Origin of the sequence: Hyalangium sp. (assembly GCF_045802625.1) — a bacterium.
Taxonomy (GTDB): Bacteria; Myxococcota; Myxococcia; order Myxococcales; family Myxococcaceae; genus Hyalangium.
Map to the genome: position 1 here is coordinate 36,215 of NZ_JBJMQP010000011.1, position 12,418 is coordinate 48,632.

11 protein-coding genes are annotated in these 12,418 nt (G+C 69.9%); 8 read left to right on the top strand and 3 right to left on the bottom strand.

The genetic code is table 11. From position 1 onward, the window contains the following. Window positions 1-29 precede the first annotated feature (29 nt). Window positions 30-917: a hypothetical protein gene (locus tag ACJ8AT_RS02560; protein ID WP_407735925.1), complete on the top strand. Its 888-nt coding sequence runs from the start codon at window positions 30-32 to the stop codon at window positions 915-917. Window positions 918-942: 25 nt separating this feature from the next. On the opposite strand, the gene ACJ8AT_RS02565 is transcribed toward ACJ8AT_RS02560, so the two are convergent. Both ACJ8AT_RS02565 and ACJ8AT_RS02570 read right to left on the bottom strand, forming a co-directional pair. After that, entirely contained in the window at window positions 943-2,010 is a 1,068-nt protein-coding gene (locus tag ACJ8AT_RS02565; protein ID WP_407735926.1) for a hypothetical protein, read from the bottom strand. After that, window positions 2,007-2,906 carry a VanW family protein gene (locus ACJ8AT_RS02570; protein ID WP_407735927.1) on the bottom strand — a complete coding sequence of 300 codons (900 nt, stop codon included), beginning with the start codon at window positions 2,904-2,906 and terminating at the stop codon, window positions 2,007-2,009. The genes ACJ8AT_RS02565 and ACJ8AT_RS02570 overlap by 4 nt, the downstream gene beginning before the upstream one ends. Window positions 2,907-3,058: 152 nt before the next feature. Here ACJ8AT_RS02570 and ACJ8AT_RS02575 point away from each other — a divergent pair, with 152 nt between their 5' ends. From ACJ8AT_RS02575 to ACJ8AT_RS02605, 7 genes are all read left to right on the top strand, one after another. After that, a complete protein-coding gene (locus tag ACJ8AT_RS02575; RefSeq protein WP_407735928.1) occupies window positions 3,059-5,182 on the top strand; it encodes an ATP-binding protein in 2,124 nt (707 codons plus the stop codon). 252 nt (window positions 5,183-5,434) lie between these two features. Next, window positions 5,435-7,402: an ATP-binding protein gene (locus ACJ8AT_RS02580; protein ID WP_407735929.1), complete on the top strand. Its 1,968-nt coding sequence runs from the start codon at window positions 5,435-5,437 to the stop codon at window positions 7,400-7,402. A 100-nt stretch (window positions 7,403-7,502) separates the two neighbouring features. After that, window positions 7,503-7,778, top strand: coding sequence for a type II toxin-antitoxin system RelE family toxin (locus ACJ8AT_RS02585; protein WP_407735930.1), 276 nt, complete (start codon window positions 7,503-7,505; stop codon window positions 7,776-7,778). A gap of 67 nt (window positions 7,779-7,845) precedes the next feature. Beyond that, the gene (locus ACJ8AT_RS02590) at window positions 7,846-8,676 is read left to right on the top strand and encodes a purine-nucleoside phosphorylase (RefSeq protein ID WP_407735931.1); all 831 of its coding nucleotides are present in this window, start codon (window positions 7,846-7,848) and stop codon (window positions 8,674-8,676) included. A gap of 17 nt (window positions 8,677-8,693) precedes the next feature. Beyond that, window positions 8,694-9,050, top strand: coding sequence for a PilZ domain-containing protein (locus ACJ8AT_RS02595; protein WP_407735932.1), 357 nt, complete (start codon window positions 8,694-8,696; stop codon window positions 9,048-9,050). Between the two features lie 14 nt (window positions 9,051-9,064). Then, on the top strand, window positions 9,065-9,469 hold the full coding sequence (locus ACJ8AT_RS02600) for a cytidine deaminase (protein ID WP_407735933.1): 405 nt from the start codon (window positions 9,065-9,067) through the stop codon (window positions 9,467-9,469). 34 nt (window positions 9,470-9,503) lie between these two features. Continuing rightward, window positions 9,504-10,835 (top strand): 5'-deoxyadenosine deaminase, encoded by a 1,332-nt coding sequence (locus tag ACJ8AT_RS02605; protein WP_407735934.1) that lies wholly within the window; start codon window positions 9,504-9,506, stop codon window positions 10,833-10,835. A gap of 12 nt (window positions 10,836-10,847) precedes the next feature. On the opposite strand, the gene ACJ8AT_RS02610 is transcribed toward ACJ8AT_RS02605, so the two are convergent. Then, the gene (locus tag ACJ8AT_RS02610) at window positions 10,848-12,239 is read right to left on the bottom strand and encodes a sensor histidine kinase (protein ID WP_407735935.1); all 1,392 of its coding nucleotides are present in this window, start codon (window positions 12,237-12,239) and stop codon (window positions 10,848-10,850) included. Window positions 12,240-12,418 lie beyond the last annotated feature (179 nt).

A 12,418-nucleotide genomic window follows, 5' to 3' on the forward strand; every position in this document is an offset into this window, starting at 1 on the left:
ATCGCCCGCGCCTCTCGGGAGGGGTACTCATGATTCGCAACCTGCTGTTCGTCGCCGCACTCGCCGCAGTCTTCCTCGCTCCGCTGCAAGCCAGCGCCGGAGTGACGTTCGAGCTCCTCTACGCGCCGTGCTGGACGGGGGACAAGAACAACGTGGTTCACCCCACTCCGAACGATCTCACGTACGGCCGCTACCGGGGCGCCATCGACTGCTACAACGATGACTTCAACGGCCGCGGCTCGCGCACCGTGCTGACGATCAAGGGGTTCCAGGCGTGGGAGTACGGGACGGTGTTCCTGTACTACGACATCACCGGCCCGTGGAACGGAGCCAACTCCACGACGGACGGCGAGCAGGATCGCGCCAACGAGCGCGGTGGCTTCTTCGGCGGCATCACCACGACGGTGTCCCCCAAGAAGATCGCCGAGAAGATCCGCGGCCAGCCGCTCGACTGGGGTCCGCTGGTCGATCTGGAGGTGAAGTACGAGATGGAGCACGTCGCGAAGTTCGGCATGCTCAACTACTACGGCCTGCAGTGGGACTTGAAGATTCCCCACATGGACTTCGTGGCGGTGACCACGGTGATCCGCGATGACAGCGTGTTCAAGGGGGTCGACTTCCAGATTGGCGGGGCGTGGCAGGCGTCGTTCTCGCTCCTGTCCCAGGACTTCATCTTCGACGGCTTCATCCAGGTCGGCCTCTTCGGCGAGGGCGCCGGCGTGGGCAACTTCGAGGGCCTCAAGGGCAACCAGTTCCTGACGAGCCAGCCCCAGCTGCTCTGGGACTTCGGCAAGCCCATCGGGTTCACCCCGGGCAAGCTGTACGCGGGCTTCGAGTACCAGATCGCGCTCAACCGCTACCTGATCACCGGGAAGACGGAGAACACGCTCTCGGGCATGATCCGCTGGAACATCTGATTCGCGTAGGAGCTCCGCCCTGGGCTCACTCGGAGCTCAGGGCGTCCAGCTCGGCCACCAGGGCGGCCACGTTGCCCCGAGGTATCGTCTGGCAGGGCAGGAAGCCCGAGGCTCGATCCGTGGCGATGACCGGGATGCCTCGCGCCACCGCGTGCGCCAGCTCGGGCGGGTGGCTCTCGCACCAGGAAGGGGCCAGCACCACGTCCACTCCCTGGAGCGTCCGTTGCTCCTTCGCCGTCACCCGCCGCACGCGGGGATGCGTCAGGTGCTTGGGATCCGTTCCCTCGGCGGGGCGCACCCACAGGCTCCACTGGGGCCGCGCTTCCACCGCGGCCAGCGCCTCCCGCAGTCCGCCACGGGCGAGCGCGGGCCCGGCGAGCAGCGCCACCCGGTGAGTCTGGGCTCCGGGCTTGTGCCGCGGAGGTTGTCTGGCCGGCTCCGAGCCCTCCAGGAGCGGAGAGAGCTCGCGGATTCGCTCCGGGGGGTGCCCGGCGGATAGCAGCCGCTCGCGGCAGAACTCGCCGCGCACCCAGAGCTCATCCGCCAGCAGCCGCTCCGCCTCCTGCCGCGCCACATCCTCGGCCGAGGCGCGGTGGTTGCGCAGGAAGTTCTCCTCTGGGTGCCTGGAGGCCGCCTCGTCCAGATCCGCGTGCAGGGCTCTCAAGGAGGGCAGGTCCTCCACCAGCACGCAGCGCGCGCCTCGGCTCCGGGCCATGGCGAAGATCTCGCGAGCGCACAGCGACGGCGCGAGCACCGTCTCCACGGAGCCAGGCAGCAGCGCCGCGGCCGCCTGGGCCACCCGCCTGCGCAGCGCGAAGCGGGTCCGGAAGGTCGCCGCCGCCGAGGGCGCCGCCAGCCGCAAGCCCGCCTCCACCGCCGTCCACCCGGGAAGCCCCCACACCCGGAAGCCGTGAGGCACGGGGAGCGTCCTCCGCCCCCACGCCGCGCGCAGCCGGCTCGGAGCCGGCAACCATCCCTTGAGCAGGGGAGGCAGGGCCCACGGGGCCAACACCTCTCCCTGCTCCACCGGCCCCAACACCAACGAGAGCAGCTGGAGCCACGGCGCGGGCTCTGGCGCGAGAATCAGGTTCATGAGGCCGCGGCCCTCTTCTCCGGCACCTCCACCCGGGCGTGGCACTCCGTCTCGCCGCAACTCAAACACGTGCGCTTGCGCGCCTCGGGGTTCAGCATGCGCCGGCGGTTCTCCGCGATGGTCCGCTCCTCCACCACCGCGCCGGTGGCCACCGCTTCCACCCGCCGCACAATGCGGTTGGTGCGCACCGGGCCCTCGGGCGTCTCCAGCACGGCGTCATCCTCGGACCACAGCCGCGTGCGTGTCCGCGGAGCCGCCTCCCCGTGGAGGGTCAGCCGCAGCCTCCCGTTCTGCACGCGGGCTCCCAGCCGCACCGGCCCTTCGCGCGGCGCCACCACCAGGTCCACGTAGGGCCAGGCCACCGTGGCGTCCATGCCCCACAGCGCTCCCTCGGGCGGAGGCACCGCCTCCATCGTGTGCCCGTAGCGCTCCAGGATGTGCCAGCCCTGGCGCGCGGCCAGCTCGAAGAGCGCGTTGGCCACCAGGCAGATACCGCCGCCAATGGAGGGGGTGAGGCACCCGCCGCTCAGCGCCAGCCCGTGCCGGTAGCCCGCCTGCTCCGTCAGCCGCCCCAGCGTGCGCCAGAACGAGAGCGGGCGCTCGGGCGTCAGCAGCAGCCCCTCGAAGGCGGGCGCGGCCAGTCGGACATTGTGTTGCTTGCCGGCCTCCAGCACCGGCTCCGCGTCCGGGTCCGTGCGCGCCAGCTCCACGGTGTGCGAGGCCAGCAGCACGCTCATTCCGCGTGCGGGAGCCAGGACCGGCCGCGGCCAGCGCTCGGGAGTGGCGGCCCACCGCACCAGCCGGTTCGCCTGGAGCGCCAGCTGCTTGCTCCGGCGCCACAGCAGCTCGGGCGCGGAGAGCTCCACCAGGCGGGCAGCGACGGTTCGCGAAGTCATATCCGCCTCCGATGCAAGGGGGTGGCCAGAGGGCGCAGCGCCTCCAGTCGTTGGGAAATGGACGCTTCTATCTTCCCGCAGGTTCCGGGGTGATCCAAAGGCCCGGGGTTTGTCCAAGAGCAGGAAAGGACACCGTGCTTCAACTATCCCACATGCGAGGCACCCAGGGCGCGCCGGAGGCGATGGAGGGGGCGCTGGCGGAGAAGGTGGATGCCGCGGAGCGAGGCATCGCGCTGCTGCGCGTGCTGGTCGTCGCCACCGGCTGCATCAGCTACCCCCTGCTGGACAAGGCGGGGACGAACCCCCGGGAGGTGTATCCGCTCCTGGGCTTGCTGGCGCTCTACTCGCTGGCCGTCTTCCTGCTGGAGCCCTACCGGAAATACCCCGTGCTGCCCCTGGCCGTGGGCACGTCCCTCTCGGACGCGCTGGGTACCTTGGGGTGGCTCTGCGTCACTGGCGGCATCCACTCGCCCTACGGCCCGATGCCGCTCTTGTTGGTGACGACGGTGGGGATTCGCTTCACGCCCAGAGCCACCCTCATCGCCGCTGGGAGCTTCATGGGCGCCTACCTGGCGCTCCTGCTGGGCCTGGGCCAGCTCGTGGACCATCTGCCCATGGTGTTGATCCACGTCTTCTTCATCCTCATCGCGGGGGTGCTGGGGCGGCTCGTGTCCTGGCTGGTGCTCGAGCAGCTGGTGGCGAAGCGGGAGCTCCAGAAGCGGCTGCGGATGGAAGAGCGCCTGTCGAGCAGCGAGGCGGCGCTCGCCGAGGCCCAGGCCATTGCCCACCTGGGAAGCTGGAGCTGGGAGTTCTCCACCCGCCAGCTCACCTGGTCCGCCGAGCTGTTCCGCATCCTGGGCCTTGCTCCTGGAGGGACGGCCCGCCACGAAGATTTCCTCGCGAGCATCCACCCCGAGGAGCGCCAGGCGGTCCACCAGATGCTGATGCGGGCGTGGGAGGAGCGCCAGCCCTTCCATGGTGAGTACCGGCTGCTGCGGCCCTCGGGCGAGGTGCGCTGGGTCCACTTCCAGGGGCAGGCGGTGCTGGACGCGAGCGGGCAGCCGGTGCGGGTGAGCGGCACCCTGCAGGACATCACCGAGCGCAAGCTGATGGAGACGCGGTTGATGATGACCGATCGCATGGCCGCGCTGGGAACGCTGGCCGGGGGCATCGCCCACGAGATCAACAACCCGCTCACGTTCATCACCAACAACCTGTCCTACCTGGAGGAGAGCCTGGACTCGGCGGAGGCGAAGCAGCTGCCCTCGCTCGAGGAGTTCAAGGGCGCCGTGTCCGATGCGCGCGAGGGCGCCAACCGCGTGCGCCACATCGTGAGGGACCTCAAGGCGTTCTCCCGCGTGGAGGAGGCCCGGCTGGAGCCGATCGACGTGCACCAGGGGCTGGAGTTCGCCCTCAACGTGGCGGCCCACGAGATCCGCCCTCGGGCGCAGGTGGTGCGCGACTTCGAGCCGATCCCCTCGGTGCTCGGGGACGAGACGCGGCTGGGGCAGGTCTTCCTCAACCTGCTGGTGAACGCGGCCCAGGCCATCCCCGAGGGCCATCCCGAGGCGAACATCCTCACGGTCCGCACCCGGGCCGGGGAGGGCGGCCAGGTCTTCGTGGAGATCCGCGACACGGGAGTGGGCATTCCGCCGGAGATCCGCGAGCGCATCTTCGAGCCCTTCTTCACCACCAAGCCCGCCGGGGTGGGCACGGGGCTGGGCCTGCCGATCTGCCAGCGCATCGTGACGTCGCTCGGAGGGAAGATCTCGGTCCAGAGCGAGGTGGGCCGGGGAACCACGTTCACGGTGACGCTGCCGGGCATCGAGGCGCCGCGGGTGGTGCAGCCGGAGGTGGCCCCCGTGGCGCTCAGCCCCGTGCGGGCCCGGGTGCTGGTGGTGGACGATGAGCCGATGCTCGCGGCCTCGCTCAGCCGGTCGCTGCGCAGCGAGTACGACGTCACCACCAGCTCGGGCTCCGAGGCCCTGCGCCGGCTGCTCGCGGGGGAGGACCCCGATGTGATCGTCTGCGATCTGGCCATGCCGGACATCACCGGCATGGACCTGTACTCGCGGCTGAAGGAGCAGCGGCCCGCCCTGGCCGCGCGGATGATCTTCCTCACGGGGGGCGCGTTCACGCAGCGGGCCCAGGACTTCCTCGATCAGGCGCAGTACTGGCTCGAGAAGCCGGTGGAGCTGCCCGCGCTGCGCACGCTGTTGCAAGAGGTGGTGGAACAGTCCCCGGTGGTTTACACGCAGGCGAACTCTGCGCGGTGAGCCAGACACGGCATGGCGTGTGATGTCAGAGCCCAGGCCGCTGCTCAGCTCAGCGGCCGAGCGCAGCTGAGCCGTTGAGCGCGCTTGCAGGCGAGCGGCAGTGCATCCGCTTGAACTGGCCCAGGGCCGAGAGGTGTCTCCATATTGTTGCTCGTAATGACCGAGGACGCGGGACCTGCCGGGCAAGCACGCTGTCGTCTGTGCGACTTCATCCGAGGCCGCCTCCCGGTCATCCTTGCGCGCTGGTCGCACATGGTGCGGACCCTGCCCGTGGCCAATGCCCTGTCCACTCCCCGGTTGCTCAACCACATGCCGGATGTGCTGGAGCGCATCGCGGCGGTCGTCGAAGCCGCGGAGCACAACCAACGGGCGGGCCTGGACGGTACTCCCGAGATCCACGCGCTGGACCGGCTGGACGAGGGCTTCGATCTCAGCGCTGTCACCATGGAATATTCCCTGCTCCGCACCTGCGTGCTGCGCCTGTACGGCGAGGAGCACGCCGCGGAGCTGCCCCTGGCGGAAGTGGAGCGCTTCAACACCGCCATCGATGAGGCCATCCGGATCTCCGTGGTCCGGTACACGCAGGCCCGAGAGCGGACGCTCGTGGCGTTGGACCGCATCGCGGAGGCCGCCCTGGCCTCCGACGATGTCCCGAAGTTCCTCTCCAAGCTGCTCCAAGTCCTGCTGGAGACCACCGCCTCGATCGACAGCGCCGCCATCCTTCTGCGCGACGGGGAGCGCCTCCGGTTGGAGGCGAGCGTGGGGACCGAGGAGGATGTGCGGGCTGGCTTCTGCCTGAGGAAGGGGGAGGGGTTGGCGGGGAAGGTCGCGCTGGAGCGCAAGCCCATCGAACTCCACGACGCGGCGAATGATCCGATCGTCAAGAGCGCGGCGATCCGCAGACACAGGACCCGTGCGCTCTATGGCGTGCCCCTGCTGGATGGAGAGAACCTGATCGGTGTGGCGCAGGTGGGCTCCCGGACGGCGTTCGAGTTCTCGGCCACGGACAAGCTCGTCATCCGGACGATGGCCCACCGGGCCACGGCGCTCATCTCTCGCGCCCAGCTCGCCGCCCAGGAGCGGGTGGCGCGGCGTGAAGCCCAGGAGGTTCGCCAGCGCCTGGAATCCATTGTCCAGCAGATGCCCGCGGGAGTAGCCATCGCGGAGGCTCCCTCCGGCCGGCTGATCACGGGCAACGCGGAGTTCGAGCGCATCTGGCGGCGCCCGTTCACCCCCGCCAACGACATCTCCGAGTACCGGCGATACCAGGGCTTCCACCCGGATGGGCGCCCGTATGCTCCCGAGGAGTGGCCCCTCTCCCGGGCGCTGGTGCAGGGGGAGACGGTGGTGGACGAGGAGATCCTCATCGAGCGCAGTGACGGCACCCGCAGGTACACGCTCCAGAATGCGGCTCCGGTCCGCGACTCCGAGGGGGGCATCCAATGCGCGGTGGTGACGCTCCTGGACATCACCGATCGCCGGCAGGCGGAGGATGCGGTGCGGCGCGCGGCGGAGTTCCGCGAGCGCTTCCTGGGCATCGTCAGCCATGACTTGCGCAATCCGCTGAGCGCCATCCTCGCCTCCGTGGCCTACCTGCGTGATGACGAGAGCCTGGACCCGCGGCACCTGCGCGCCGCGCAGCGCATCTCCCGGAGCACCGAGCGCATGGTGAGGATGATCGCGGAGCTGCTGGACTTCACGCGCGGACGGCTGGGGGGCGGCATCCCCCTCACGCGCCGGCCCGCCAACCTGCGCCATATCTGCCGGCACGCCCTTGACGAGCTGGAGGCCAGCCACCCCGAGCGGGAGCTGCGCCTCGAGGCCGAGGGCTCCTTCCTGGGGGCGTGGGATGCTGACCGGTTGGCCCAGGCCGTGGGGAACCTGGGCAAGAACGCGCTCGACTACAGCCCCGAGGGGACACCCGTGGACTTCACCTTGCGCGACGAGGGCGGCACCGTGTGCCTGGAGGTCCACAACCAGGGTGCCCCCATCCCGGAGGAGCACCTCCCACATCTCTTCGAGCCCTTTCGGAGAGCCACCCAGGGCGAGAGCCCTCCTTCCAGCGGGCTGGGGCTGGGGCTCTACATCGTCCAGCAGATCATCGAGGGCCACGGCGGCAGGATCGAGGTGCGCTCGAGCGCGGCGGAGGGGACCACCTTCACCGTGCGCCTTCCTCGAAGCGCGGAGACTGCACGAAATTACAGAGTTCCGGCGCCGTGAGGCTGTAGCTCTTTCCGTTCTTCTCACCCTGGGGGGCGGCTAAGCGTTCGTTTCTCCTCAAAGCCGGTGTGGCGCATCACTTGCTTAGAGGTTGAGAGTGATGCCGCATACCGAAGATTCGTCATCGTTCTTCAGCAGAGAGATCGCGCCGACCGCCTGGCAGCAGATCTCCGAGCTTCCTCAAGAAGTGTTCGTGGCCTTGCTGGCGCGCCTTCGCGTCCTGGCGAGCCTGGCCTCCACAGGGCGGCATCCCGGGCCTGAGGCCCTGTGTGGCATGGAGATCGTGGGCGACTTTGCCGCCCTCTACGAAGCGGACTTCCACATGCGGGTGATCCGCCTGCTGGAGGTCTCTCGGCGCCGTCCCACCGAGGAGTAGGCTGACCGTCGTCCACGCGGTGCGATGAACTCGTCCATTCCCCGGCGGGGTATATGATGCCGGGATAATGGGGCTTTACGAACAGGTCCAGGAGACGGTGCAGGCCATCCGCCAGCGGGCAGGCGGACTGACGCCGCGCGTGGGCATCATCCTCGGCAGCGGGCTGGGGGCCTTCGCGGAGGGCTTCGGGCGCAAGGTGATCATCCCCTACCCGGAGCTGCCGCACTTCCCCCACTCGTCGGTCCCTGGGCACGCGGGCCGCATGGTGCTGGGCGAGGTGGGAGGCCAGCCCGTGGTGGCGATGCAGGGCCGCGTCCACTCCTATGAGGGGTACTCCCCCATGCAGGTGGCCTTCCCGGCGCGCGTGCTGTGCTCGCTCGGCATCAAGGCCCTGGTGCTGACCAACGCCGCCGGGGGCATCAACTCCCTGTTCGCCCCCGGGGACTTGATGGCGATTACCGACCACATCAACCTCTCCGGGTGGAACGCCCTCACGGGCCCGAATGAGGATCGGCTGGGGCCTCGCTTCCCGGACATGAGCCGGGCTTATGCCCCCTCGCTCCGGACGCTTCTGCTGGAGTCGGCCCAGCGCACGCAGGTTCCCCTGCGGCAGGGCGTGTATGCCATGGTGTCCGGCCCCTCGTACGAGACGCCAGCGGAGATCCGCATGCTCCGCACCCTGGGGGCGGACGCGGTGGGGATGAGCACGGTGCCCGAGACGGTGGCCGCCGGCCACATGGGCGTGCCCGTGGTAGGCATCAGCTGTATCACCAACCTGGCGGCAGGGGTGGGAGACAAACCCCTGACCCATGATGAAGTGGCAGAGACGGCGAACCGGGTGGCGGGTATCTTCTCGCGGCTGCTGACGGACTTTCTTCCTGTGGTGGCTCGCGCGTGAGCAAGGATTCGACAGCGATGGCGGAGAGGAACGATTCGACGGGGGCGAAGCCTGATGAGCGGAGGGATTCGCCTCGGGTGCCCATGAGGTTCCTGGTGCGGCGCGCCGGGAGCGGAGCGGAGTTCGCGCCCCACCAGGGCGACTTGTCGCTCGGGGGCTGTGCCTTCCTGGGCAGCTTGCTGGAGCCCGGGGCGCAGCTGGAGGTGCGCTTCATCCTGCCCTCGGGCTCGGATGAGCTGCAGGTGCGCGGCGAGGTGCTCGCCAGCTCGGATGCGACGGCCACGCGGGTGCGCTTCCTGGATCTGCCGGTGGACGCGGAGCTGACCATCGCCCGGTACCTGGATGACATGGAGCTGGCTGCACCGAAACGCTGAGGCCGGGAGGGCCCATGGCTGAGGACATCCCTTGGGAGGCGCTGTTCCAGCAGGCGGCGAAGGTGCGGGAGCGCGCCCATGTGCCCTACTCGCGCTTCCCGGTGGGGGCGGCCATCCTCTTCTCGGATGGGGCGGTGGTGGCCGGGTGCAACGTGGAGAACGCCACGTACGGGCTCACCGTCTGCGCCGAGCGCAACGCCTTCGCCGCGGCGGTGGCTCAGGGGCACACGCGGCCGGTGGCGGTGGCCATCGTGGTGGACACGCCCACGCCGTGCCCGCCGTGCGGCATGTGCCGGCAGGTGATGGCCGAGTTCTCCGGGCCGGAGCTGCCCGTGCGCAGCCGCAACCTCAAGGGCGAGGAGGCGCAGTACTCGCTCCGGGAACTGCTCCCCCACGCCTTTACGCGCGACTTCCTCTGAGACTGGCCTGCTCTGTGTTAAGAGCAGCCAGCGCGTGGACATCCTCCTCACCCATGGCACCGTCGTAACCATGAACCGCGAGCGCGAGGTGCTCGCGGACGCGGACGTCCTCATCCAGGATGGCCGGATTGCCCGGGTGGGCCGGGGCCTGAAGGTCCAGGGCACGCCCCGGCGGGTGCTCGACGTGACGGGGCAGGTGGTGCTGCCCGGCCTCATCCATGGCCACCTGCACGCCTGCCAGACGCTGTTCCGCAACCACGCGGATGGGCTGGAGCTGCTGGACTGGCTCCGCGAGCGCATCTGGCCGTACGAGGCGGCGCATGACGCGGACTCCCTGCGGGCCTCGGCGGATCTGACGTTCGCCGAGCTGATCCAGTCCGGCGCCACGGCGGCGCTCGACATGGGGACGGTGCGCCACTACGACGCCGTCTTCGAGTCCGCGCGGGACAGCGGGTTCCGGCTCACCGGCGGCAAGGCGATGATGGACACGGGCCAGGGGCTGCCCGCGGGCCTGCGCGAGACGACGGAGGCCTCGCTCGCCGAGAGCCTGGCGCTGCTGGAGCGCTGGCACGGCAAGCACGAGGACCGGCTGCGGTACGCCTTCGCGCCGCGCTTCGTGCTCTCGTGCACCGAGGCGCTGCTCAAGGAGGTGTCGAGGCTGGCGCGGGAGAAGGGCGTGCGCATCCACACGCACGCCAGCGAGAACGCCACCGAGTGTGACCTGGTGCGCCAGCGCATCGGCCTGGACAATATCGCCTACTTCCACTCGCTGGGGATCAGCGGAGCGCACGTGACGCTGGCGCACTGCGTGTGGCCCACCGCCGAGGAGCAGCGCCTGCTGCGCGAGACGGGGACGGTGGTGTGCCACTGCCCTAGCTCGAACCTGAAGCTGGCCTCGGGCATCGCCAAGATCCCCGAGCTGATGGACGCCGGCGTGCACGTGTGCCTGGGCGCGGACGGCGCGCCCTGCAACAACAACCTGGACATCTTCCTGGAGATGCGGCTGGCGGCGCTGCTGCACAAGCCGCGGGTGGGCCCGCTGGGCATGCCGCCGCTGCGCGTGCTGGAGATGGCCACGCTGGAGGGGGCCCGGGCGCTGGGGCTGGAGAAGGAGGTGGGCTCGCTGGAAGAGGGCAAGCGCGCGGATGTCACCGTGGTGGACGTGCGCGGCCTGCACACGCTGCCCACGCCCGAGAGCGTGCTGGGCGTGCTCGTCCACGCCGCGAAGTCCACGGACGTGACGCACGTGCTCATCGACGGAAAGCCGGTGCTGAAGGACCGGCAGTTGCTGACGCTGGACGCCGAGGAGGTGGCCCACAACGCCCGCAAGCATGCCGCCCGCATCGTCGAGCGCGCGAGCCTCTGAGCTGGCGGACCGTCAGGCCGCGCGGCTGGACTCGCCTGGAGCGCTGGGCAGCCGAGCGACGAACGAGGTGCCCCAGCCCGGCGCATCCTCCACCGCGATGCGCCCGCCATGGGCCTCCACCGCGAGCCGGGAGAAGTAGAGCCCCAGCCCATAGCCCTTGCGGGTGGTGCGCTCCTGCTCGCCCTGGACGTGCTTGTCGAAGAGGCGCGGCCGCAGCTCCGGTGCAATGGAGGGGCCGTCATTGCGCACGGCCAGGTAGGGCGCGCCTGCCTCTGTCCCCGCCTCCAGCCGCACGCGCCCCCCGGGCGGCGTGTAGCGCAGGGCGTTGGCCACCAGGTTCTCCACCACCCGCGTCAGCAGCGCCCGGTCTCCCTGGAGCATCAGGCCGGCGGGCGCCTCGACCTCCAGCGAGAGCCGCCGCAGCTGCGTGGCTCCCACGAAGGCCTGACGCACCTCCTCGAACACCGAGGCGGTGTCGATGCGCTGCGGGCGCAGCTCCAGCCTGCCTTCCTCCAGGCGGGGCAGATCCAACAGCTCGGAGATCATCCGCTCCATCCGCCCGGTGACGGCGAGCCCCGTGCGCACTCCCTGCAGGAGCGTCAGGTCTCCCTCGGCCAGCTCGCTCTCCAGCCAGGAGAACGTCATGCTCAGCGCCGACAGCGGCGAGCGCAAGTCATGCACGAGGAACTGGATCAGCAGATCCTTGTCCCGCTGGAGCCCCAGGAGCTGCTCGTTCTGGGTGCGCACCTCGGCCAGCATCTTCTCGATGGTGGCGCGGGCCTGCTCGACTTCCTGGAAGCGCCGCGCTTCAACCTGGCGCTCCACCTCCGTGCGGGTGAGGGCCAGGACGAGCTGGCGCAGGCGCTGGCTCCCGTACTGGCTCATGAAGGCCACCAGCACCAGCACCACGCTCGCGGTCGCCACCGAGCCGTAGCTCACATCCGCCTCGCGCATTAGCACCGCCTGGGCCACCGCTGACAGCACCGCAGTCGCGTAGGCGACACCCGGCACGAGCGTGAGGCTGCTGAGGACGACGACGAGCGAGAAGAGCCCGAGGCTGAAGCCCGCGATGCCCGCGGGGAAGCGGGAGAGGGGCAGCGCCGCATGCTGGACCCAGAAGACGAGCCCCACGTCCACCGCGGACTGCGCCACATCCAGCCACTGGACGAAGCGCTTGCCGTGCACGGCGAACAGGGCCACGGCGGCGAGCAGGTAGAGCGTGAGCGGCAGCGGGTAGGGCGCCCAGTCCTTGCGGCCCGCCAGCCAGAGCACCCCGACGATGAGGAGGAAGACGAGCGAGCCCGCGACTCGCACCGCCGCTCCTACCTTCAGGACGCGGCGGCGCTGCTGATCGACGGCCCCCTCGAGCAACGCATCGAAGGCTGTGGTGTCCTGCTGGCCCATGTGTGAGTGCCCCAGACACTATCACCCCGGCGGGAGACAGGAGACTGCCCCCCGGTCGGAGGGTGGGGGAGCACGGCCCTGCTCCTCTGCCCGAGGGCCGGGGTTCCAAGAGGAACGAATCTCGGGAAGGCAATGTCCTACCCTGGATATCCGTAGGGCAGGGAGATCGGTAGGCTGGC